Below are 23,357 nucleotides of genomic sequence, written 5' to 3' on the forward strand. Positions count from 1 at the left end.
CCAGGATAAGTACTTGCCGTGAAACACGAAGTACAAGGCTGCACACGGCGTGCACCACATCCTAGGCGTTGTCCGCTTGGGATGTCTGAACATGGCGGTCTCCGATTCAGTCGACAGACAGCCCGACGGCATCGCGTCGTTTGGCCGGGTAGAAGCCCTGATCAGGGTGGCAGCGCAGCTGGAACCGGCTGTCCGGTTGGCACCCTGTCGATGTGGGCAATGCCGCCTGCAGAGGGTGTTTCGGCCTTCGGCAGCAGCTTGTCGAGTTTGCCGCTCATGCGCAGCTGGTTGACGCTGGCCATGGCGTCGTCGAGTTTTCGCTGGTCGCTGTCTTCGTCCGGTGGCGCGGCGCCGGGCGCTTGGGTCAGCGCGGCGAGCTGTGGGCCAATCAGGCCAGTCAGTGCGAAGTAGGCATCATCGTGGATGCCGGCCTGCGTGAGCAATTTGCCGGGAAGCAGCCATGCGGCCGTGTCCTCATGCAGCGGTTGGCCCTGATAGTGCGGATCGACCAGCAGCCACGTACCTGGCTGGCTCAGCATGTCCTTGTCATCGACGAAGCCGGTAATCTGGTAGCTGTTGCTCAGTGCCGGCAGATGATCGCCATAGAACAGCACCAGGCTCCGCCGCTGGCGTTGCGCCAGCCACGTGACCAGCCGACCGAGTTCGGCGTCGGCATGCTGCAGGTGGTAGAGGTAGGTCTGCAATTCCTGCTTGTCCGCGCCAGTGATGCCGTCCGGTACCGGGATGGCATCGCGTTCGGCGCGGTTGGCCGGTTCGACATCGTAGGGGCCATGTGCCTCGATGCTGATCGCGAAGATGAATTGCGGTGGCCCATTGTCCTTCAGCTCGCGCATGATCTGGTCGGTCATCGCGCTGTCGGCCATGTACTTGCCGTCCATCGGCGCGTTGGCAGGGAACGAGGACTGCGACACGAAACGGCTGAAGCCCAATGACTTGAACGCGGTAGTGCGGTTCCAGAAGGCCGGGTCGTTGCCGTGCAGCGCGGTGGTTTCGTAGCCATGCGCGTTCAGTGCACGCACCAGACTCGGTACGGCCTTGTGGCTCATCTGCAGGTAGGGAAACTGCAGGTTTTCGAAGTAGCGCAGCGACAGCCCGGTGAGCACCTCGAACTCGGTGCGGATGGTGCCGCCGCCGAAAGTCGGCACATGCAGGGCACCACTGATGCCGTGCGTGGCCAGCCGGCGCAGGTTGGGCGCGAAATTGCTCTGCTCATAGCCGCGCATGATGGTCGGATCGAAGAACGACTCGCTCTGTATCACCACGATGTCGGGCAGCGCATCGCCTGTGGCCGGGGTCCGCATGGACTGTTGCAGTGCTGCTGTGGATTGGTCGATCAATTGCGTTGCCGCAGCACCGTCGGGCTTGCGTTTGCCCTGGCCATACTGCAGGTGAAACATCACCAGTGAACTGATCAGGCCGGAATGCTCGCTGGTGGACGAGGCCGACCACGGCTCCAGCCAGAGCACCCTGGCGTTGTAAATGTTTGTCCACGCGGACTGGCCGACCAGCAGGCTGATCAGTGCCGCTGCCAGCACGCTGCCGGTCAGCAGCCGTTTGCCGCGGGTGTGCCGGGCAAACAGCGGTGGTTCAAGGCGCCACATCGCGATGATCAGGGCCACACTGGCCAGCAAGCCAAGATATGGCCACGGACTGTGCGGCAGATAGCCAAACAGCAGATGTGCTCCGCCCTTGCGCAACTGGCCCACCATGCGGAAATCATCCGGCAGCAGCGGGGTGCCCAGATTCGCCACCTTCAGCATGTTGACGGCGTACACCAGTCCTTGCAGCAGGAAGGCCAGCCCGAACGACAGCAAGGCGCGGCGACTGAGTACCAGCAGCAGGCCAGCCAGCAGCAGACCGGGCCATGCGTTGGCGAGCGGAAAACGAGGTTGATCGAGCATCTGCAACGGTGCCACGCCAGCCTCCCCATCCAGCAGGCCGGTCAGCAGCACGAACGCCAGCGCCAGTAACAGCAGCAACGTGACACGTGTCGCCAGCGCACGCCAAGGGCGCGGATGGCCAGAAGAATTCAACGACATGGCAGTCCTGCAGTTGCTGTCATGGTGTGGACACAAAAATGTAATTGCATCCAGATGAACCAAGTGTTGGCGCCCAACGGCAAGCTCCGGGGTGGTGAGTGACGTCTTGCAACGTTTCTTGGCGTCGACGGTGTACCAGGTTCGAGGCGTTCATTGAGCGCAGCATCCTTTGCCGCAGTGCGGCACAATGCTTGGATGCTTGTTCATGAATCCGCCGCGCTGCGCGCGCTGATAGACGATCGCTACAGCGACCTCGTTGCCCGTTGTCGCGCTGCCGGCGTGCCCTTGCACGACGATGCCGGCGTGGCCGAACGCATACGTCGCACGCTGCTGGCCAGCGATTTCGCCTTCGATGTGTGGTGCCGCCAGCCGCAATTGCTGGCGCCGCAGGGACTGGAACGCCTGCGCTCGGGCAGCGATGCCAGTGCGCGCATCGATGCCGTCAAGCTCTCCGACGACGAAGCCACCAGCATGATGGTGTTGCGGCGTTTCCGGCACGCCGAGGCATTGCGGCTGGTGTTTCGCGACGTCAACGGACTGGACGAACTACCGGAAACCCTGTCCGCCACCAGCGTGCTTTACGAGGTGCTGCTGGGTGTGTCGCTGAACTGGTCCGAGCACGCGCTGGCAGCGCGCTATGGCTATAGCCGCACGCACGATGGTGCGCGCCAGCGATTGCTGGTGATCGGTTTCGGCAAGCTGGGCGGCAGCGAACTGAACTTCTCTTCCGACATCGATCTGGTGCTGGCCTATCCGCACGGCGGTCAGACCGACGGTGCGCGACCGCTCGACAACAGCGAATACTTCATCCGGCTCGGTCGCCAGCTGGTGCGTCTGCTGAATGAGCCGACCGTGGACGGCATCTGCGCCCGGGTCGACCTGCGGCTGCGGCCGTTCGGCAACGCCGGCCGGCTGGCGCTGTCCTTTGCCGCGATGGAGCAGTACTACCAGAGCGAGGGCCGCGACTGGGAACGCTATGCCTGGATCAAGGCACGACCGGTTGCTGGCGACCTCGGTGCCGGCAAGCAGCTGCAGGAGATGCTGCGGCCGTTCGTCTATCGCAAGTATCTCGATTACACCGCGTTTGCCGGTTTGCGTGAGATGAAGACCCTGATCGACGCAGAGGTCGCGCGCAAGGATCTGGCCGACAACCTCAAGCTCGGCCCCGGCGGCATCCGCGAGATCGAATTCATCGTGCAGCTGACCCAGCTGATCCGCGGTGGCCGCGAACCCAGCCTGCGTGTTCGCGGCTTGCTGCCGGCGTTGACCGCGTGCGAGGCACGTGGCCATATCGGCGCTGCGCGTGCGCGCATGCTGCGCGAGGCGTATGTGCTGCTGCGGCGGGTGGAGAATCGTGTACAGATGTTGCGCGATGCGCAGACCCACGACGTTCCCGATGACGAGTTGAGTCGCGAGCGGATTGCGCTGAGCCTCGACTATCCCGATTGGGACACCTTGAATGCGGCGCTGGCCACACATCGCAGTATCGTCAGCGAGGAATTTGCCGCCGTGCTGGTGCCGCAAGGCGGTGGTGCCGCCAGCGTGCCGGCCGCGGATCGGGTGTTGTGGCAGCGCGCCTGTGACGAATCACTTGATACCAGTACGCTGGAAGCTTCCGGTTTCGTGCCTGGTGCCGAGCTGGTCGAGACCTTGCTGAAACTGCCGCAGGCTGCCCCGGTGCGCGCCATGTCGGCGCGCTCGCGCGAACGACTGGACCAGCTGATGCCGCAACTGTTCAGCGCCGCGCGCGGCAGCGTCGCGCCGGTGCCCTGCCTGTTGCGACTGTGTCGGCTGATGCAGGCGGTGGCACGACGGTCGTCGTACCTGGCGCTGCTGGAAGAGCAGCCTGCCGCGCGCAGGCGGCTGGTGCGCCTGTTCGGCGATAGTGCATTCCTTGCTGAACGAGTGATCGCGCAGCCGCTGCTGCTGGACGACGTGCTCGATCCGCGCATCGACCAGCTGCCGTTCAAGCGTGCCGACATTGCGGCGGAGATCGCCCGTGTACTGGCCACGCTGGAGGAGCGTGAGGCCGAAGCAGAACTCGAGCGGGTCAACGAATTCAAGGCATCCACTGCGTTCAGGCTTGGCCTTGCCTTCAACGACGGTCGTGCCGATGCGGTCGCCACTGCGCGCCGGCTCGCTGCCCTGGCCGAATCGGTGGTGGGTGCCGTGTTGATGCTGGCCGAGCGCGAGCTGATTGCGCAGCACGGTCGCTTGCCTGGGGCAGGTTCCGGCTTCTCCGTGCTCGGCTACGGCAGCCTGGGCGGGGAGGAGCTGGGTTTCGCTTCGGATCTGGATCTGGTGTTCGTCTACGACGGTCGTCGCGCGCAGGCGATGAGCGATGGTGCGCGGCCGATCGAGGGGTCGCGCTGGTACCAGCGACTCGCCCAGCGCGTGATGAACTGGCTGACGGTGCTGACCCGTGGCGGCCGTCTGTATGAAGTCGATGCGCGACTGCGCCCGGACGGTTCCAAGGGGCTGCTGGTCAGCAGCCTCGATGCCTTCGCGGCCTACCAGAAAAGCCGGGCATGGACATGGGAGCATCAGGCACTGTTGCGTGCGCGGCCGGCGGCCGGTGATGCAGCGCTCAATCACGAACTGGCCGAAGTGCGTCGCGAGATCCTTGCGGTGCCGCGCGAGCGGATCGCCGTGCTGGCGGATGTAAGCAGCATGCGCTCGCGCTGGCGTGCCGAACGCGATCGTTCGGACGCGAGCAAGCTCGATCTGAAGCAAGGCCACGGCGGTCTGCTCGACATCGAATTCGCCCTGCAGGGTCTGGTGCTGGCGCACGCGGCGCAGCATCCCGAGTTGCTGGGTGTCACGGCCAACGCCGCGCTGATCGAAGCCTGTCGTGGTGCAGGCCTGCTTGACGCCAACCAGGCGGCCATCCTGACAGTGGCGCATGCCGATCTGCTGCAGCGCGCGCTGGCCTGCACGCTCGATCTGCGTTCGCGCATCGCACCGCGTGATGCCGGGCTGGAGCAGTTGTGCGGCAGTGTGTGCGATGTCACGGCCGCGCTCGGTTTCGTGTTCGGGCCATCCGATCCTTCGATCTAGCCAGGCCAGATCACGCGATGCCATGCATCAATGGTATCCGGGTGGGCAAGTGCTCCAGCAAGTTCCTGCGCAGCGTCCTTCGCATGTCGCCATGCCACGCAGCGGATCGCCAGATTGTGTGCTGTTGCACTGCGAAAAAATCATCGTTCAGTTCAATATCGATCTTGAACTCCGGCGATGGCGGGTTAGCTTGCTGGCGGCGTAGGTAGAACTGCCCGCGGCAACGCTTGTATGGCACCTCACCAACAGGGCAAGATCGACGCAAGCCAGCTGCGTCGCTCCGGGAGGGTGGCGTGTCAGCAAGGGGGAACATGGCACGAAGGTTGTACGCGGTCCTGTTCACGATACTGAGCTGCATATTCGGTATGCGGTCAGCCGTTGCATTGGATCCGCAGACTCCGATCCATGCCTTCGTCCTGGATCACTGGAGCGTCGAGCAGGGTCTGCCGCAAATCACCATCCTCGGCATTGCCCAGGATCGCGCAGGCTTTCTATGGGTCGACACGCAGACCGCCGTGGCGCGTTTCGATGGTGCGCAATTCGTCACGTTTGACCGAGCCGGTACCGGCATCGATACCAGCATGCTCTCGGCGACCTGGGCGGATCCGCTGGGACAGGTCTGGTTCGGTGGGATACACGGTCTGCTGCTCGAGCACGATGGTCGTTTCACCGCGATGGGCGGCAATGCAGTCAATGCGATCATCGATGCAGGTGACGGCACTCCACTGTTGGCCACGTCGCAGGGGCTGGCACGTGTGCGGAATGGCCGGATCGTGCCGGTGCGCGGTTACAGCGGTCCGGCCTACAGCTTGTTGCGCGATGGCAGCGGGTGGTGGATTGGCGGCTTGGGGCGCCTATGTCATCTCGCCGCCGAATTGGATCCGCCGGCCGCGACATGCATGCAGCAAGGCAGCACAGGCCAGCAGCCGGCAGCCATCACCAAGATGGCGAGCACCCGGGGCAATCTGTGGCTGGGGACGCACTTCGGACTGATGCGCGTGGACGGGAATCGCATCGTCCCTTCCGGGCTGAGCCCGGATCTGGATACCACGTCGATTGAAAGTCTTCTGACCGACCGCGATGGCGTGTTGTGGATCGGCACGGTGCCAGCCCTGTATCGGCGCCTGCCCGATGCCACCCTGGAGCAGGCGGACGACAGCGATATCGCGCATCACCCGTGGATTCAGGCGTTGTATGAGGATCACGCCGGCAATCTGTGGATGGGCACCCACATCGGAGGCCTGTACCGGGTTTGGAACGGCTGGACGCGCCGCGTGTCATTGCGCGACGGACTGGCCGATTCACTGGTATGGAGCGTCGTGCGTGCACCACAGGGCGGTATCGTGATCGGCACCAATTCCGATGTGGAAATTTTCGATGGCAAGCACGTGCAGCCGTTGATCGCCGGCAAAGCGCTGCCGAACCCGTCTGCATACGAGCTCTATTACGACCATCGAGGCCGGCTGTGGATTGGCACCCGTGCCGGCATCGCGGTATATGAGCATGGCCGCGACGTGACTCCACCCGCCTTGGCGGCACTGGCCAGCTGGCAGATCAACGATGTACGCGAATCGACGGATGATGACATCTGGATCGGCACCTCTGGGGGGCTCTATCGCTGGCATGAGGGTGTCCTCAGCCGTGCCGACCCAGGAACGTCGGTAGCCGCGGCAACCATCCGCTCGATATTGCCGTTGGCGCCGGATCACCTGTATCTGGGCACCGAGGATGGTATGCGCGAGTGGCGCGACGGCAAGCTGAGTGAACCCGCCTGGGCCGAACCTCTGCGCGGCCACTTCGTCTCCCGCGTGGCGATGCTGGCTCCCGGCATGCTTGGGGTGGCCACCACCGATGCCGGCATCGGTGTCATGGTGAACGGGCAGCTGCGCATGATCACTCAGCAGGATGGTTTGCCCAGCGACAATGCCTGGACCCTCGACATGCTCGATGGCGAGCTCTACGTCGGCTCGATCGCCGGCGCATGGCGGCTGCCGCTCGCGCAACTACCGCTGCCGGGCATGCCCGTGCAGCAGCTGGTGCCGCAACTACTTGCCGGCGAAGAGCGCGCCACCAGTCTGCACAATACGCACTGCTGCAACGGCGGGGCCGGTGCGCGCAGTCTGATCGTCGGCGATGAGATCTGGTACAGCACGACTGACGGCGCGCTCGGGCTGGATACGCGCGCCCTCGGTGCGCAGCCGAAGCCGCCGCGCGCGATGGTCCAGTCCATCGAGCATGAGGGCAACCTGTTCTCCGGCGAGTCCTTTGATCTTCGCCAGGGCGCGCGTGACCTGGCGATTCATTACACCGCCCCCTATCTGCGCATGGGATCCGTGCGCTTCCACTACCAGCTGGAGGGTTATGACGCGGGTTGGCAGGACGTGGGTGCCCGGCGCACCGCGTTCTATACACATCTGCCGCCGGGCAAATACCGCTTCCGTGTCGCTGCTGCGCTTTCCGGCGGCACCGTGTTCGGCTCCGAGGCGGATCTGGCGATCCAGGTCGAGCCGCACTGGTATGAGCGGGTGCTGGTGCGTGCTGTGGCGGTCCTGTTGCTGTGCCTGGTGATCGCCCTGCTGGTCGGGTGGAGCTTGCGCACACAACGTCGTCGCAATGCCCGGCTGGAAGCGCAGGTCACGCAGCGCACCGAGCAGCTTGCACGCGCCATCGAAAGGTTGCGCGTGGCTAACCTCGCACTGGCCGAGGAGAGTCATACCGATGCCTTGACCTCGCTGCATAACCGACGCTACTTGCTGGCGCGGCTGCCCGACGTGCTTTCCGGTGACGAGTGCACCGGCGTGCTGCAGATCGATATCGATTATTTCAAGCAGGTCAACGATGGCTACGGTCATGCGGCGGGTGATGCGGTCTTGCGCGCGCTTGGCCGTCTGCTTACGGCCGCACGACGCGGCAGCGATATCACCGTGCGTTGGGGCGGGGAGGAGTTTCTGCTGCTGCTGTCCGGCGTCGATGCTGCTGGTGCGTTGAGTATTGCGGAGCGTTTGCGCCGGGATATCGCCATCCAGGATTTCACGGATGGTCGCGGCGGCAAGATCCGGTTGACTTGTTCGATCGGTTTCAGTCTGCATCCACTCGCCATGCATGCCGATAGCGCGACATTCGACGCTGCGCTGGAGCTGGCCGATCTTGCCCTGTATCGGGCCAAGCAGGATGGGCGCAACAACTGCGTCGGGCTGGTCGCCGCCAGGCCGTTGTCTGCGGAAATCCTGACTACTCCGTTCGCATCGCAACTCGACGCGCTGCTGGCGACGGGTCAGCTGCGCTGGGTGCGCGAAGTGCCATGAAGCAGCTCGCCGGACTGTGCGGAATAGCTTGACCGGCGTTGCGTTCAGTTCGTTCCCTGCTGCAGGATCCGTTCGCGCAATTCAGCTGCGATCAGGGCGGTTTCGCGCAAGGGTGGTACACGCGGACTTGGTATGGCCGCGTCGAGATCCTGCAGCAGCCCTGCGTCCCGCAACGAACGGTGAAAGCGCGCGAGTTTCGGCGGCAGCGATCCGATGACAAAGGTTTGCACCGGGCAGCCGACGGCACAGGCTTCGCTGAGCATGTTCACCGAATCGGGCGTGACGACGAGACGATCGGCCCAGCCGAGCACGCCCGGATAAGGATTGCGGCCATCATCGTGACCGGCCCAGACCAGACCGGGGACTCCTTGCAAGCTCTGACGGAAGACATCGATCAATGTGGATGGGGTGCGTCGCGAGGCGAGCACCAGCAGGCTGCCGCCTTCATGCTGCTGGCGGCCCAGCAGGTGAGCGGCAAGCCGGTGGGCGTAGCCGGCATCCAGGGTCATACCCTTGCGTGGGCCGCCAAGCAGCACACCGACGCGCGGCTGCGGCAGTTCGGCAAACTGCGGGCAGGATTCGCGGCCGTCGACCAGCCATGCGTCGTCCACCGGATTCAATGAGCCGAGTGGTTGCAGCACATTGGCGCCATCGACCTGGTCATGTCGTGGCGCGATCACCGTATCCCAGTGTGCGGGATCGATGCGCGGATCGAGGATCTGCACGGTATGGCACTGCCCGTGGGACAGCTGACGAAGCAGGCGGGTGAACAGGGCTGCGGCGCGGCCACAGCCGATCGCCACGCCAGGCCAAGGTGGCGTGAATAGCGAACGCTGGCCAGCAGGCAGGCTGTACTGTCCTCCGAGAGTCAGGTGCGGCGCCAGCCATGACCATGGCGCCAGTGGCTCCAGGATCAGATGGCGCAGGGGCATCTTCAGATATTCGGCCAGCGCCAGTGCCTGCCGCTGGTTGCCGGCGGCGTCGTCCGTGATCACCCAGCATTCGCCATGAAGCTTCAGCATGAGCGCAGGTGGCGAGGCATTGTTTCCCTGATCAACACAGTACGTTCCCCAAGTCGTGATCTGTTGGTGCGCGCCCGCCTATACACTTGCAAGCCTTGGCGCCATGTCGGCGCGTCGATGCAACAGAGGATACCCATGAGCGAGTCGCTTTCCGAGGCCAGCCTCGACCAGTTGTTCCGCAACGCCCGCACGTTCAATGCGTGGCTGCCGAAAGACGTGAGCGATGAACAGCTGCATCAGCTTTATGAACTGGCCAAGTTTGGTCCAACCAGTGCAAACGCATCGCCGATGCGCGTGGTGTTTGTGAAGTCGAAGGAGGCCAAGGCAAAGTTGGAGCCGTTCCTGTCCGAGGGCAACCGCGCCAAGACGATGGAAGCGCCGGTGACGGCGATCATCGCCACCGACCATGAGTTCTACGAGCATCTGCCGAAGCTGTTTCCACACGCCGATGCGCGCAGCTGGTTCGTCGGCAATCAGCCCTTGATCGACACCACCGCATTTCGCAATGCGACCCTGCAAGGTGCCTACGTGCTGATGGCGGCGCGCGCGCTTGGACTCGATTGCGGTCCGATGTCCGGTTATGACCAGGCCGGCGTGGATGCGGCATTCTTCGCCGACACCGCGGTCAAGTCGAATTTCCTGATCAGCATCGGTTACGGCGATGCCAGCCGTAATCTGTTTCCACGCAGTCCCCGCCTCACGTTTGACGAAGCCTGCACGATTGCTTGAAAAATCCCCTGAAACTAATCCTGCATCCTCATTTCCCCAAGGAGTCACTTCCATGCGCGCACTGAAATATCTCGTACTCGCCGGGCTGCTCGGCGCCGCTGTATCGGTGCAGGCTGCACCGGTCACCTACAAACTGGATCCTGGCCATACCATGGTGCTGTTCAGCTGGAACCATTTCGGTTATTCCAACCCGGTCGCTGATTTGGGCCTGGGCGACGGCACGCTGGTGTTCGATGAGCAGCATCCGGACCAGTCCAGTGTGGAGGTGACCTTGCCGCTGGCGAACCTCGACACTCATGTGCCGGCACTCGACAAGCACCTGAAGGAAGCCGATTTCTTCGATGCCGACAAGTACCCGACAGTGACGTTCAAGAGCACCAAGGTGCAGCCGCTGGGTGGCCACAAGTTCAAGGTCACTGGCGACCTGACCGTGCATGGCGTGACCAAGTCGGTGGTGCTTGATGCCACGCTGAACAAGGTGGGTCCGCATCCGATGACCAAGGCCCAGGCGATTGGCTTCGATGCCACCGCGACACTGATGCGGAAAGATTTCGGTGTCGGCGCCTATGTGCCGAACGTCAGCGACGAGATCAAGATCCGCATCACTACCGAAGGTGCGGTGCCGAAAAACGACGCGGCACAGTAAATTTCTGAAGTAAAAAAACCGCGTCGGCATGGCGCGGTTTTTTTATGACGGATACCAACTGGATCAGTTGGATTTCACGCCCGCATCCTTCAGCGATTCCAGCTTGCTCAGGTCGATGGTGGCTACCGCCTGCTTCAATTGATCGATGCTGTCGGCGTTGCCGTTTGCCTTGACCGTGAAACGCTGGCCGAGCACCATGCTGTACTCGCCGGATTTGGACTGGGTGTCCCACGCCTCGTGCACGATGTTGCCATTGGACGTGGAAGTCTTCTCGTAGCCGTGGTCGGTCTGTTTCTCTTCCTCCGGCGCCATTGCGGCGGCCATCGCCACAAATCCCTTGGCACCACCGGTATCCGTGACCTCCAGCGTGATGTGCTGGCCGCCGTCGCTGCTGTATTCGGCGGTGGCATCGGAAACCTGCATGCCCATCGCGTTGTTGCGCTGGGCCGAGATGCTGGTGCGCTTGAGGTTGCCCAGGCTGTCGGGCAGGAAGGCCTTGATCTGATCCGGAGAGAGCGCTTCGACGCTGCCGTTGGTCCCGGATACGGCGCCCATCATCTTGCCCATCGCGGCCTGCTGTGCGTTGCTGTCGCCGGATTTCTGCGCAGCGTCGAGATCCTTGCCGGCCTGCGCCGCCTGCTGGCCCATCGCCGCCAGTTTGCCGAGCGCACTATTGCTGTCGACGCTGACGCTGCTGCCGTCACTGCTGGTGATATTCATGCCGCTCATGGCGCCGCCGCCAAGCGCGGCAACCGCGAAGACCGAGCCGATGACGATGCCGACGATCCAGCCCAGCACGATCGCGATGATCACGCTCACCGCGGTGTAGCCGGCAGCCTTGTCCGGCGGGCACTTCATGGTGTGCGGCAGGCCCAGGTAGAGCAGGTAGATCGAATAGATGCCGCCGAGAATCGCGATGAGCCAGCCCAGCCAGGGCACGATCACGGCAATGCCGGCGACCCAGTAGGCCGTCCAGGCGTAGGCGACCGTCTTCAACCCTTGCGTAGTGTCCTTCTGGCCGCCAAAACTGGGTGCCAACAGACTGATGATCAGTGCGACAACATAGGCGAGTACCAGGGTCAGCACATAACGCAACAACATCTCGCCGATGCCGAAACCGATCGGCATGCGCACGGTGATGCCGAGAAAGCCGCTGCCGATCAGGCTGCCCTTGATGAAGCCGGCGATGGCCGGCAATGCCGCGAGGATCGCGATATAGCCGCTATACAGCCCGCTGACTGTGGCCGGTTCTGCTGCAGCAACCGGCCATTCGGTCTGGGGTGTCGTCAAGATGGCCTTGACGCGTTCAATGATCTTTCCAAAGTCCATGGTTTGCTCCTGAACGAGTGAACCCCGGCGCAGGGCGTCGGGGACGAGGATGTGTGTCCGTGCGTGACAAAGTTCACCTGAATCCAGTCGGCCCGATGCCACCGACCCCCCACGAGCCCCTTCCGCCCCCGGCAGAAGGCTGCAGCCTGCTACCATTTGCGGCCTGATGTCCAGTCTGGAGTTCACCCATGTCGCGTCCCCTTTCCGCGGCCGTGCCGCTGGTGCCGGCAAATGCCGAAAATCGTTACGAAGTGACGCGCAAGGACCTGCCGTTGTCTTGCCCGATGCCGGGCATGGAACTGTGGAATTCGCATCCGAAGGTCTATCTGCCGATCGTCGATGACGGCGGCGAGTCAACCTGTGCCTACTGTGGCGCGCATTACGTGCTGCGCGACTGATCGGCTGACTTTCTCCGGGTGGCTGGCGGCATTGTTTTTGCTTGCCTCAGGGAATGAAAGCCTCCAGTCCAGAGCTCATGTCCAGCATTGTCGTTCCCGCCAGGCTGCTGACTGTGGTCCAGTTGATCCCCGCGCTGCATTCGGGCGGTGCGGAGCGCTCGGCGCTGGAGATTGCACGCGCGCTGGTGCAGGCGGGTCATCGTTCGGTGGTGATTTCGGCAGGCGGCCGATTGACCGAGCAACTGCTGGCCGAGGGCAGCGAGCACATCACGCTGGATCTGGGCCGCAAGTCACTGGGCACGCTGACCCGCCTCAGCGCCTTGCGTCGGGTGCTGCATGAGCTCAAGCCCGACATCGTGCATGCCCGCTCGCGGCTGCCGGCCTGGATGGGTTGGTGGGCGTTGAAGGGGATGGCGCCGCGGCCGCATTTCATCACGACCGTGCACGGATTGAATTCGCCGGGCAGCTACAGTGCGATCCTGTTGCGTGGCGAGCGGGTAATTGCGGTTTCGCAGACCGTGCGCGACTACGTGCTCAGCCATTACCGCTGGCTGGAGCCGGGCAAGGTAAAGGTGATACCGCGAGGCATCGATCCGGCGGCGTTTCCGTACGGGCACCGACCGGACGACGCGTGGCAGAAGGCTTTCTATGCGGAATTTCCGGCGCTGGCCGGCACCCCGTTGCTGACCATGCCTGCACGCGGCACCCGCCTGAAGGGTCACCATGACGCGATCGAGCTGCTGGCTGACCTGAAACGGCGTGGAATCGAGGCACGCTTGCTGCTGCTGGGCGTGGTCGAGCCAGGTCGCGAGGCCTATGTGAAGGAACTGCGCGAGTTGATCAGCACGCGCGGGGTGACCACGCAGGTGGTGCTGACGCCGCCGCGCAGCGATATCCGGGATATCTATGCGGTGTCGTCGCTGGTGCTGCAGCTGTCGAACAAGCCCGAATCGTTCGGACGCACCGTGATCGAGGCATTGTCCCTGTGCCGGCCGGTACTTGGCTATGCACATGGTGGTGTCGGTGAGTTGCTGGCCGAGTTGTATCCGGCCGGACGCGTGCCGCCGGGGGATCGCGAACGGCTGGTGGAACGTGCTGCCGAGTTGTTGCGGGTTGCGCCGTCGATTTCGCCGCTGCAGAGCTACCGGCTGATCGACATGCAGCAGACCACGCTGGCGCTTTACGACGAAGTGGTCGGCAGCTGAGCTTGTAGCGGGTTCCGAGTCGCCGGCATCCGCAGTCGCCTACAATGCGGGATCGCCTCCGTCCCGATCCGTGCATGAATTCTTTCGGTACCTCACTCAAGGCAGCACTGCGTTCACCGCTGCTGCCGTACTGGCTGGTGGTCGCCTTGCTGCCGTTCGGGCGCAGTTCCGAACTGGGCACGTTCCTGTGCCTGCTTGGTGTAATCCTGCTGTTTGCGCGCGAGCCCCGGGCTCTGCAGCAGCATGCGGGCGCGCGCCTGCTGCTGTGGTTGCTGGGCGCCTACGCAGCTGCCGCGCTGTTGTCGGCATTCGATTCGGTGGTGCCGGGCAAAAGCTGGGGCACCGTGCTGGCTCTGCTGCGTTACGTACCGCTTGGCCTGTATGCGTGCTTCGCGATCCGGCGTGACAACAAGTTGCAGGCGCTGTATGTGGCAGTGGCGCTGGTACTCGCGTTATGGACCATGGATGCCTGGATGCAGGCGCTGACTGGCTGGAGCGTGGCCGGGCATGCCGAGGCTGAGCGTGTTTCCGGCATTTTCGGAGCCACCGACCTCAAGCTGGGTCCGACGCTGGCGGTGTTGTCGCCGTTTGCGTTGTGGGCGGCGCGACGGCGCTGGGGTTTGCCAGGTTTGCTGCTTGCGTTTGTACTGATGCTCGGGCCTGTATTGTTGGCAGGCTCGCGCGCGGCCTGGGCAAGTTACGCGTTGGTGGCGCTCGGTTTTGCCTGGCGCGAGGCACGCTCGCCACTGCGCTTTGCCGGATTCTGTGTGATCGGCGTGCTGCTGCTGGCGCTATCCGGCGGTATCGCCTGGAAAACCTCGACACGCTTCCAGATGCGGATGGATCGCACCCTGCTTGCCTTGCAAGGCACCGATCAATCCATCGATAGCGCACTCACTGGTCGGTTGGATATCTGGCAGACCAGCATGAAGATGATCGCAGCGCATCCAGTCAATGGCGTCGGCGTGCGCGGCTTCCGCTATGCCTATCCGCACTATGCGCCGGCGAACGATCACTTCCTCACCGACGAGTCCTGTGGTGTGGGTGAGGGTGCCTGCCATCCGCATCAGCTGGTGCTGGAGATACTCACCGAAACCGGTGGGCTCGGTTTGTCATTGTGGCTGGCTGGCGTCGTGCTGGCCTGGCGCGCTTGGCGCGTGGTAGGTGCCGCGGCGCGCACGCGGGCATTTCCCGCGACGCTGGCGCTTGGTGTGATGCTGTTTCCGCTGAATACCCATCTGGCCTTCTATTCGGCGTGGTGGGGTCTGCTGTTCGGCTGGCTGCTCGGCCTGTGGTGTGCTGCGCTTTATGTGGTCGGAGATGACGATGAGCCAGCGTGAGCCGTTGTCGGTCGTGGTGACCACGATGAACAACGCCGGCACGCTCGACGCCTGCCTGCACTCGGTGGCCTGGGCCGACGAGATCGTGGTGCTGGACTCGGGTTCGACCGACGCCACGCTGGCGATTGCCGCGCACTACGGTGCACGCATCCATAGCCAGCCATTTGCCGGCTACAGCGCGCAGAAGCAGGCGGCGATCGACCTGGCCAGCCAACGGTGGGTGTTGTTGCTCGACTCCGATGAGTCGCTCACGCCGGCGGGCGCCGCCATCCTGCAGCAGACATTGCAGGCGCCAGTCCATGCGGGCTATCAGCTGTGGCGCCGCGAGTGGCAGTTCTGGCGCTGGCAGTCATTGCGCAGCCGGCTCAATCATTACGTACGGCTGTTCGACCGGCAGCACGCGCGGATGAGCGATCACCAGGTACATGAAGCGGTGCTGGTGGATGGCCCGATTGGAGTGCTCGACGTAGTGATCGATCATGTCGGCGAACCCGATATTGCCGGACGAGTTGCCAAGGCCAATCGCTATTCCACCATGCAGCTGGCGGATCTGGCTCCGCGCATGGTGTCCTGGTTGCGTCTGCGCATGGTGGTCTATCCGGCAGTGGCCTTCCTGCGCTACTACGTGCTGCGCGGACATTACCGCTCGGGCTGGGCCGGCTTCATCGCCGCCCGGATCCACGCGTTCTATGCATTCCTGAAATACGCCAAGCTGTATGAGTTGCGTCGTCGGGAAACACGTTGATGTGCAGCGCGCATGGCGAGGAGAGCAGCGAAAACCATTCCTCAAAAAATCGAAGAGCCAGAAGGCGATTTCAGCTTGGCGGCATTGGTGCTTGATATTGATTGGGGCATGCTTGGGGGCATCGAGAACGCAAGAATGGTAGTGTGCAATATGCCCTTGACCCACGCCGCAATACGTACTGCCAAGGTAGCCGAGAAGCCTCAGCGTCTATATGACGGTGGCGGCCTGTACGTGGAGGTGTCCCCGTCGGGAAGCAAGCTTTGGCGGCTGAAATATCGTTACGGTGGCAAAGAGAAACGCCTGTCACTGGGGGCTTACCCGGAAATCGGTCTGAAGGAGGCTCGCGGGAAGCGCGATGCGGCTCGTTTGATGCTGGCTGACGGGCTCGATCCAGGCGAGCATCGAAAGATTGCAAAGGTAGCCGGCGCCAAGATCATCGACCCGGAGACCCTGGCCAGGGCGCCTATGCAGGGACGGGTCGCGTTGCCGTCACCTACTGGAGCGAGATCGCTGGAGGCTCTTGGCATCAGTGAACTGGAAGAGCGGGCTTATTGCATTGTCCTGGAGCACCATACGGCAACGATGGAAGATGTGGCCGCTGTGCTTGGCCTGCCATCGGACAAAGCGCAGTGGTTGCTTGACGCTATTGAATCCTATGGACTGGCATCACACTCACCTGAACGGCCACCGCGCTATATCGCCGTTCCGCCGGAAGTCGCTGTTGAAGCGCTGATCAATCAACGTCAATCGGCGCTTGAAAAGGCACGACTCGCCATACCTGAACTCAAGAGCCGGGCCAAGCTGAACGTGGGCGCGGAAGAACGTGAGCAAGTGGTGGAAGTCATCAACAGCGGTGCCGTACTCGCCCAAGTCGTTGATCGCTTGTTCAAGACAGTCAAGCACGAAATCATTGGTTTCCAACGTGCTCCACTTTATTTTCCGCGCGACTCGGAACCGGTGCTACCAGGCACGCAAGCAAAAGTCGTGTCCGACGCCAGCTTTCTTGAGTTACCAGGTGCGATCGAGAGTTTGCGGCACTCGATAGAAATGGGCGAAGAGGCCAGAACCTGCGCAGTACTTCCGTTCAAGATGCTTGTGGTCGATCGGCGCCTTGGTCTTATCAATTTACATTCCGACAATATGGGCGGCGCTGCCTTGCTGGTCCGCCCGTCTGCCTTGCTTGATGCAATGTGCATGCTTTTTGATCTGGTCTGGGAGCGTGCAACGCCCTTCGTGACGGAAACTTCCGGGACGCTGGATGCGAATCATTGCCCCTCTCGCTTGACGAAGGCGGCGGAGCAGTTGATTCCCTTGTTGGCGGCAGGGCTCAACGATAAAACCATCGCCGCTGAAATGAACATATCGGCGATGACGCTCAATCGACGTGTTGGTGAGCTTTTGAAGCATTACGGGATACGTACGCGCTTCCAGCTGGGCTGGCATGCAGCTATGGACATGCATCCGACCGGCAGGCTGCAAGCCAAGGGATAGCAAACGGCTGTCTGATGGAACGTGTCTTGCGGCAAGCTGGCGCAAGTTGTTTCGCCTCATTCAAATAGCCGGCTAAACGGCTGGTAGATATCTACCAAAGTGGGAAATCCATCAGCGCATTCGGTTGCGCGCGTCCGTGCTGGTGTCAATACTCGGCTCGACGGCAGGGAAAAGACGGCTTCAAGACAGGATGGTTTCCAAAGCATTGTCGGGGGAGTGTTTGCCGGCAGCCGCAATGTCCTGGGGATACCGCCGTAGATCTTGTTCAGTGTGCTGGCGCTCTTTGGCGATCCATACCGCCAAGGACCGGAGGAGTGTGTGCAACGCGCATTGAACAAGTATGGATGTTTTGCCTTCCGGGTTGAATTTACCTGAGCGGTGCAAGACGCCACAGGACGTGGCAACGCTGTACAGGCAAGGTGCTGTTCGCAAGATAGATCCAGCAAGTGCGCCATCGACTTTTGACCAACTTACGCAACGGGGTTGTATCCACCATGAAGCAGGGTTATTTCATTCTCAGCGCTGCCATTGCGGCGGCGCTCGCCGGCGCACCGGTGCTTGCGCAACCAGTGGTTGCAAGCAATTTCGTGACGGCAGCCAGTACCAGCGAGGCGCCACGTGTCACCCAGACGATCAACAACCAGCTGGTTTCCCCGCTGGCGAAGACGCACCTCAAGTTTGTTGAGACAACTTCACCGGGCAAGCAGTTGGCCGATTCGTTCAAGATGAATCACCTGCAGCTGGTGCTCAAGCCCAGCCCCGCGCGACAGGCCGCCTTGGCCAGCCTGATCGCCGACCAGCACAATCCGAAGTCGTCCAGTTTCCACAAGTGGCTGACCCCGGAGCAGTTCGGTGAGTCCTATGGCGTGGCCGACAGCGACATCGTCGCGGTCACCTCGTGGCTGAAGTCGCAGGGCTTCACCGTCAACAACGTGTACCCGAACAAGACCCAGATCGATTTCAGCGGCACGGTCGGTCAGGTGAAGGCAGCCTTCCATACCCAGGAAAACATCTACAACCTCGGCGTCGGTATCGGCAGCGCCGCCAAGGAACAGCACATCGCCAATGCCGGCGACATCAGCATTCCGCTGGCGCTGAAGGATGTGGTGGCCGGCGTGATGGGCCTGAACGATTTTCACCCGAAGGCGATGAACAAGCCGATCAAGGGTGCCAAGTGGGACGCCACCAAGAAAGGCATGGTGCTCAGCCAGCCGCCGGCTTCCGGCAACGCCAATGGCAAGAGCATGGCGATCAGCGTGAGTACCTCACAAAATCCGCAGGACACGATCCGTGCCCTGGTGCCCAACGATCTGGCGACCATGTACGGCATCAGGACGATCCGTGGCAATGGCGTGACGGGTAAGGGGATCACCATCGCGGTGGTTGAAGACCAGGGCATGAATGCGGCGGACTGGACCAATTTCACCACCGTGTTCAACCTGGCCCAGTACAACGGTACGTTCACCCAGTTCAACCCGGCTGCTCCCAGTGGCCCCAACAATTGCGTGACTCCGCCGTCATTCTTTGGCGAGTCCGATGAAACGGTGCTCGACGCCGAGTGGGCTACTGCCATTGCTCCGGGTGCGAACATCTGGGTCGCCAACTGCTCGGATTACACCGCGGACCTCAGCGATTACTCGACCAGCAACTACTTTGGCGGCGTGTATCTGGCGGCAAACAACCTGGTCAATGCCCCGAACGGCAGCCGTCCTGACATCATCAGCACCAGCTACGGCTACGGTGAGCAAGTGGTCGACAGCGCCAGCAAGGCTGCGATCGACTTGATGTGGGCGCAGGCCGATGCCGAAGGTATTTCGGTGTTCGTTTCCACCGGCGATTCGGGTTCCAACCCGGACTTCAACGGTAGCGTGATCAACGGCATGTACGGCAACGCCTCGATCGATGTGAACGCGTTCGCAACCTCGCCGAACGACACCGCCGTCGGTGGCACCGATCTGGCCGATGTCCTCGATGGCACCAGCAGCAAGTACTTTGCGGCGACGCCGAGCGTCGTGGGCGGCTCGGCCTTGTCGTATGTGCCGGAGATTCCGTGGAACGAGTCGTGTGGCAACGGTGTGGCCGCCACGTCGATGGGTTTCACCTCGGCAGTCGGCTTCTGCAATGCTGCTTTCGCCTTTTACCAGAGCAAGTCGAATCTGCCGACCAGCCTGATGTACTACTACATGTACAGCTGGGATACCTCGGAGGGTGGCAGCGGTGGCGCGTCGACGGTCGATCGCAAGCCGGTGTGGCAACGCATGGTTTATAACGCGGCACCGGACCAGTCGCGTGACATTCCGGACGTTGCATTGTTCGCCGGTTCGTTTGGCGATGACACCTTCGTGGCGGTGTGCTCGGCGTACGACGTGTGCACTCCGAACTTCACGCCCGGCACGACAGCAGACCAGAATCCGAGCGGCGTCGGCCTCACCGGAGGCACGTCGTTGTCCTCGCCGATGTTCGCGGGCATCCAGGCGTTGATCGATCAGGGTCTGGCGATGCGTGGCCTGTCCCCGGATCAGGGCAATGCAGCACCGACGCTGTATGCGCTGGCGGCCAACGAGTACGGCAATGCGGGTCAACCCAATTCGGCGGCCCTGAGCGCCTGTAACGCCAGCAACGGCGCCGACGGTACCAGCGGCTGCGTGTTCCACAATGTCACCCGCGGCTCGACGTCCACTGGCTGTACCAGCTGGGAAGGTACGGGCATCTACGCCGCGTACTCGTCCGACACGCCCAATTGTTACTACTACAACACCTACTCTTATATTGGTACGCCAGGAGTTGGTGATTCGTTGGCAGTCAAGGTCGGCCTCACTACCATCGATGCCAACCCCACCAGCTATACCCCTTCGAACAAGGCATACGGTGCCCAGCCGGGCTGGAGCTTTGCCTCGGGTCTGGGTTCGGTGAATGCCACCAATCTGTTGATCGCATGGCGTGCTTTCGTGGGCGCTCCGCCGGCACCGTAATGAAACAACGCCTGGAAGTTGATGGTTGATTGAAGCCCTTGGCTCATCACCATCAACTTTTCGACCAACTTATAGAAAGGGGTTATATCCACCATGAAGCAAGGGCATTTGATTCTCAGCGCTTCCATTGCGGCGGCGCTCGCCGGCGCACCGGTGCTTGCGCAACCAGTCGTTGCAAGCAATTTCGTGACGGCAGCTGTTGCCAGCGAGGCGCCGCGCGTTACCCAGACGATCAACAACCAGTTGGCTTTCCCGGTTGCGAAGACGCACCTCAAGTTCATTGAGAAGAGTGCACCGACCAAAGCACTGGCCGATTCGTTCAAGATGAATCACCTGCAATTGGTGCTCAAGCCCAGCGCCGCGCGGCAGGCCGCCCTGGCCAGCCTGATCGCCGACCAGCACAACCCGAAGTCGCCCAGGTTCAACCAATGGTTGACCCCGACGCAGTTCGGTGAATCCTACGGCGTGATGGATAGCGACATCGCTGCGGTTACATCGTGGCTGCAGGTGCAGGGCTTCACCGTCAACAACGTGTATCCAAACAAGAGCCAGATCGATTTCAGTGGCACCGCCGGTCAGGTGAAGGCGGCCTTCCACACTCAGGAAAACATCTACGACTTCGGCACCGGCAATGCGAAGGAACAGCACATCGCCAACGCCGGCGACATCAGCGTTCCGGTGGCGCTGAAGGACGTCGTTGCTGGCGTGATGGGCTTGAACGATTTTCACCCGAAGACGATGGCTAGGACGATCAAGGGTGCCAAGTGGGACGCCACCAAGAAGTCCCTGGTGTCCACGCCGGTTTCCAGCAAGACCGATGGCAAGAGCATGGCCATTAGCGTGAACCGGGACGGATCAAATCCGCAGAACACCCTCCGTGTTTTGGTGCCCAACGATCTTGCGACCATGTATGGCATCAAGACGATCCGCGGCAATGGCGTGACAGGCAAAGGGGTCACCATCGCGCTGGTCGAAAGTGCCGGCATGCCTGCGGATGACTGGACCAGTTTCACCAACGCGTTCAACCTGGCCAAATACGGCGGCACGTTCACCCAGTTTCAGCCGGCGCCGTCCACGGGGGCGAACAACTGTCTCGACGCGAACGTGACGGAGGGCGGCGGCTACCAAATTGAGAGTTCAGAAACCGTAGTTAACGCCGAATGGGCGACGGCCATCGCGCCGGGCGCCAACATCCAGGTGGCTGCCTGCGCGGACTTTGACGCCAATAACAACCTCACGACCAGCAACTTCTTTGGCGGCGTCTTCATCGCGGCGAACAATCTGATCAACGAAGCGAGTGGCCGTCCTGACATCATCAGCGCCACCAATTTCTACGGCGAGTTCTTCACCGATAGCGCCAGCAAGACTGCCATCGACTTGATGTGGACACAGGCCGATGCCGAAGGTATTTCGGTATTCGTCGGCACCGGCGACTCAGGCTCCAACCCGAGCTTCGCATCGCTATTCGGGCAGACCGAAACCATCAATGGCGCCTATGGCAATACGGCGGTGGATGCCAACGCGCTTGCGACCTCGCCGAACGTCACTGCTGTCGGTGGTACCGATCTGGCCGACATGCTCGATGGCACCACCAGCAAGTACTTCGCCGCGACGCCGAGCGTCGTGGGCGGTTCGGCGCTGTCGTATGTACCGGAGATTCCGTGGAACGAGTCGTGTGGCAATGGCGTGGCAGCCACGTCGATGGGCTATACGTCAGTCGTCAGCTTCTGCAATGCGGCCGTGGCCTATTATCTGCATCCGGCCCCGCTGCTGACTCCGTTGGGGTATCAGCAGTACAGCTGGCAAGCCTCGCTAGCCGGCGGCGGTGGCCCCTCGTCGGTGGATCCCAAGCCGACCTGGCAGCGTCAGGTCTACAACGCGGCAGCGGACCAATCACGTGACGTTCCGGACGTGGCGTTGTTCGCCGGCTCGTTTGGCAATGACACCGCCGTGGCCACTTGCTCTTCTGGTTACCCGTGCACGCCGGACTTCACGCCCGGCACGCCAACGAATCCGAATCCAGCCGGCGTCGGCTATCTCCTCGGTGGTACTTCGGTGTCCACCCCGATGTTCGCGGGCATCCAGGCGTTGATCGATCAGGGTCTGGCCGCACGTGGCATGCCCCTGGATCAGGGCAATGCAGCGCCGACGCTGTATGCGCTGGCAGCCAACGAGTACGGCGGTGCCGGGCAACCCAATTCGGCTGGCTTGAGCGCCTGCAACGCCAACAACGGCGCTGCAGGCACCAGCGGCTGCGTGTTCCACAACATCACCCGTGGATCCAATTCCACCGGCTGTTTCAGCTATACGGGCACGGGTCAGTACGCTGAGGACACGTTCACGACGCCGAATTGTTACTACTACAACTCGTTCGTCATCGAAAACACTGGTTTCGACACACTGACGTACAACGCCGGCCTCACCACCAGCGATGCCAACCCCACCAGCTATACGCCGGCAAACAAGGCGTTCAGTGCCCAGCCGGGCTGGAGCTTTGCATCGGGCCTGGGTTCGGTGAATGCCACGAACTTGCTGATTGCATGGCGTGCCTACGCGGGAGCTCCGCCGGCAGCATCATCGGCACCGTAATGAAATGACGCTTGAATGCGATGCTTGATGGAAGCCCCTGGCTGTGTAGCAGCCAGAGGCTTCGTCAGGTTCTTCGCGGAAGTCGGCGGAACGGAGATGAAGGGGAACGGCGGATTCAAGCGAAGATGCTTGTGTGATCAAGCGTCCAGCCGGAACCGAATCAAAAGGCCTTACTCCGGCGTGCGCGAAGGTCTGGCAGCGAACGTGGGTGATGATGCCGCGAGGGTGAACTGTCCGCAGTCACTCCACGAGGTTCCTACCGACTCCATGCAGCCATTCATTCCTGCCCTGCAGTTTGTTGAATGATGGGCGTGCAGAACGAGTTGCGTCGCCGGAAACCCGTCGGCAAACAGAAGGTGTCTCGCAATCTATGACCAGATTGATGTTCGGTGCCTGCATCTTGGTATCTGCTCGAAACCATACACTTATGTTTATCTTTTGTTCATTCTTGTTTGAATTTCGCTTCCCC

General features: G+C 62.1%; 14 protein-coding genes. 11 read left to right on the top strand and 3 right to left on the bottom strand.

Features of this window, described 5'->3' with window-relative positions:
- Positions 1-161: 161 nt before the first annotated feature.
- Positions 162-2,060 carry an LTA synthase family protein gene (locus tag B0E51_RS11025; RefSeq protein ID WP_077444946.1) on the bottom strand — a complete coding sequence of 633 codons (1,899 nt, stop codon included), beginning with the start codon at positions 2,058-2,060 and terminating at the stop codon, positions 162-164.
- A 195-nt stretch (positions 2,061-2,255) separates the two neighbouring features.
- Here B0E51_RS11025 and glnE point away from each other — a divergent pair, with 195 nt between their 5' ends.
- Positions 2,256-5,117 carry a bifunctional [glutamate--ammonia ligase]-adenylyl-L-tyrosine phosphorylase/[glutamate--ammonia-ligase] adenylyltransferase gene (gene glnE / locus B0E51_RS11030; protein ID WP_077444947.1) on the top strand — a complete coding sequence of 954 codons (2,862 nt, stop codon included), beginning with the start codon at positions 2,256-2,258 and terminating at the stop codon, positions 5,115-5,117.
- Positions 5,118-5,482: 365 nt separating this feature from the next.
- Positions 5,483-8,422, top strand: coding sequence for a ligand-binding sensor domain-containing diguanylate cyclase (locus B0E51_RS11035; protein WP_168172624.1), 2,940 nt, complete (start codon positions 5,483-5,485; stop codon positions 8,420-8,422).
- Between the two features lie 44 nt (positions 8,423-8,466).
- Here B0E51_RS11035 and B0E51_RS11040 read toward each other — a convergent pair whose 3' ends face one another.
- On the bottom strand, positions 8,467-9,444 hold the full coding sequence (locus B0E51_RS11040) for a mitochondrial fission ELM1 family protein (RefSeq protein ID WP_077444949.1): 978 nt from the start codon (positions 9,442-9,444) through the stop codon (positions 8,467-8,469).
- A 135-nt stretch (positions 9,445-9,579) separates the two neighbouring features.
- Between B0E51_RS11040 and B0E51_RS11045 the strand changes: the two genes are divergently transcribed.
- Positions 9,580-10,173 carry a malonic semialdehyde reductase gene (locus B0E51_RS11045; RefSeq protein WP_077444950.1) on the top strand — a complete coding sequence of 198 codons (594 nt, stop codon included), beginning with the start codon at positions 9,580-9,582 and terminating at the stop codon, positions 10,171-10,173.
- A 52-nt stretch (positions 10,174-10,225) separates the two neighbouring features.
- Positions 10,226-10,819, top strand: coding sequence for a YceI family protein (locus B0E51_RS11050; RefSeq protein ID WP_077444951.1), 594 nt, complete (start codon positions 10,226-10,228; stop codon positions 10,817-10,819).
- Between the two features lie 63 nt (positions 10,820-10,882).
- Here B0E51_RS11050 and B0E51_RS11055 read toward each other — a convergent pair whose 3' ends face one another.
- Positions 10,883-12,148 carry a Yip1 family protein gene (locus B0E51_RS11055; RefSeq protein ID WP_077444952.1) on the bottom strand — a complete coding sequence of 422 codons (1,266 nt, stop codon included), beginning with the start codon at positions 12,146-12,148 and terminating at the stop codon, positions 10,883-10,885.
- 188 nt (positions 12,149-12,336) lie between these two features.
- Here B0E51_RS11055 and B0E51_RS11060 point away from each other — a divergent pair, with 188 nt between their 5' ends.
- The 7 genes from B0E51_RS11060 to B0E51_RS11090 all read left to right on the top strand — a co-directional run bounded on the left by B0E51_RS11060 (position 12,337) and on the right by B0E51_RS11090 (position 22,888).
- Positions 12,337-12,546, top strand: coding sequence for a zinc-finger domain-containing protein (locus B0E51_RS11060; protein WP_077444953.1), 210 nt, complete (start codon positions 12,337-12,339; stop codon positions 12,544-12,546).
- 77 nt (positions 12,547-12,623) lie between these two features.
- Positions 12,624-13,751: a glycosyltransferase gene (locus tag B0E51_RS11065; protein ID WP_077444954.1), complete on the top strand. Its 1,128-nt coding sequence runs from the start codon at positions 12,624-12,626 to the stop codon at positions 13,749-13,751.
- 74 nt (positions 13,752-13,825) lie between these two features.
- Positions 13,826-15,091 (top strand): O-antigen ligase, encoded by a 1,266-nt coding sequence (locus tag B0E51_RS11070; RefSeq protein WP_077444955.1) that lies wholly within the window; start codon positions 13,826-13,828, stop codon positions 15,089-15,091.
- Entirely contained in the window at positions 15,072-15,836 is a 765-nt protein-coding gene (locus tag B0E51_RS11075) for a glycosyltransferase family 2 protein (protein WP_077444956.1), read from the top strand. Before B0E51_RS11070 ends, B0E51_RS11075 begins: the two co-directional genes overlap by 20 nt.
- Before the next feature lie 12 nt (positions 15,837-15,848).
- Positions 15,849-17,327, top strand: coding sequence for an integrase arm-type DNA-binding domain-containing protein (locus B0E51_RS11080; protein WP_077444957.1), 1,479 nt, complete (start codon positions 15,849-15,851; stop codon positions 17,325-17,327).
- A gap of 494 nt (positions 17,328-17,821) precedes the next feature.
- Complete coding sequence (locus B0E51_RS11085) at positions 17,822-20,299, top strand: protease pro-enzyme activation domain-containing protein (RefSeq protein WP_077444958.1); 2,478 nt, start codon at positions 17,822-17,824, stop codon at positions 20,297-20,299.
- A 93-nt stretch (positions 20,300-20,392) separates the two neighbouring features.
- Positions 20,393-22,888 (top strand): protease pro-enzyme activation domain-containing protein, encoded by a 2,496-nt coding sequence (locus B0E51_RS11090; protein WP_077444959.1) that lies wholly within the window; start codon positions 20,393-20,395, stop codon positions 22,886-22,888.
- The last annotated feature ends 469 nt before the right edge of the window (positions 22,889-23,357 follow it).

This window comes from Rhodanobacter sp. C05, from assembly GCF_002001165.1.
Lineage (GTDB): Bacteria > Pseudomonadota > Gammaproteobacteria > Xanthomonadales > Rhodanobacteraceae > Rhodanobacter.

Coding starts and splice junctions, on each gene's coding strand:
- B0E51_RS11025 (WP_077444946.1), bottom strand. CDS start 2,060: ATGTCGTTGAATTCTTCTGGCCATCCGCGCCCTTGGCGTGCGCTGGCG.
- glnE (WP_077444947.1), top strand. CDS start 2,256: ATGCTTGTTCATGAATCCGCCGCGCTGCGCGCGCTGATAGACGATCGC.
- B0E51_RS11035 (WP_168172624.1), top strand. CDS start 5,483: ATGCGGTCAGCCGTTGCATTGGATCCGCAGACTCCGATCCATGCCTTC.
- B0E51_RS11040 (WP_077444949.1), bottom strand. CDS start 9,444: ATGCTGAAGCTTCATGGCGAATGCTGGGTGATCACGGACGACGCCGCC.
- B0E51_RS11045 (WP_077444950.1), top strand. CDS start 9,580: ATGAGCGAGTCGCTTTCCGAGGCCAGCCTCGACCAGTTGTTCCGCAAC.
- B0E51_RS11050 (WP_077444951.1), top strand. CDS start 10,226: ATGCGCGCACTGAAATATCTCGTACTCGCCGGGCTGCTCGGCGCCGCT.
- B0E51_RS11055 (WP_077444952.1), bottom strand. CDS start 12,148: ATGGACTTTGGAAAGATCATTGAACGCGTCAAGGCCATCTTGACGACA.
- B0E51_RS11060 (WP_077444953.1), top strand. CDS start 12,337: ATGTCGCGTCCCCTTTCCGCGGCCGTGCCGCTGGTGCCGGCAAATGCC.
- B0E51_RS11065 (WP_077444954.1), top strand. CDS start 12,624: ATGTCCAGCATTGTCGTTCCCGCCAGGCTGCTGACTGTGGTCCAGTTG.
- B0E51_RS11070 (WP_077444955.1), top strand. CDS start 13,826: ATGAATTCTTTCGGTACCTCACTCAAGGCAGCACTGCGTTCACCGCTG.
- B0E51_RS11075 (WP_077444956.1), top strand. CDS start 15,072: ATGACGATGAGCCAGCGTGAGCCGTTGTCGGTCGTGGTGACCACGATG.
- B0E51_RS11080 (WP_077444957.1), top strand. CDS start 15,849: ATGGCGAGGAGAGCAGCGAAAACCATTCCTCAAAAAATCGAAGAGCCA.
- B0E51_RS11085 (WP_077444958.1), top strand. CDS start 17,822: ATGAAGCAGGGTTATTTCATTCTCAGCGCTGCCATTGCGGCGGCGCTC.
- B0E51_RS11090 (WP_077444959.1), top strand. CDS start 20,393: ATGAAGCAAGGGCATTTGATTCTCAGCGCTTCCATTGCGGCGGCGCTC.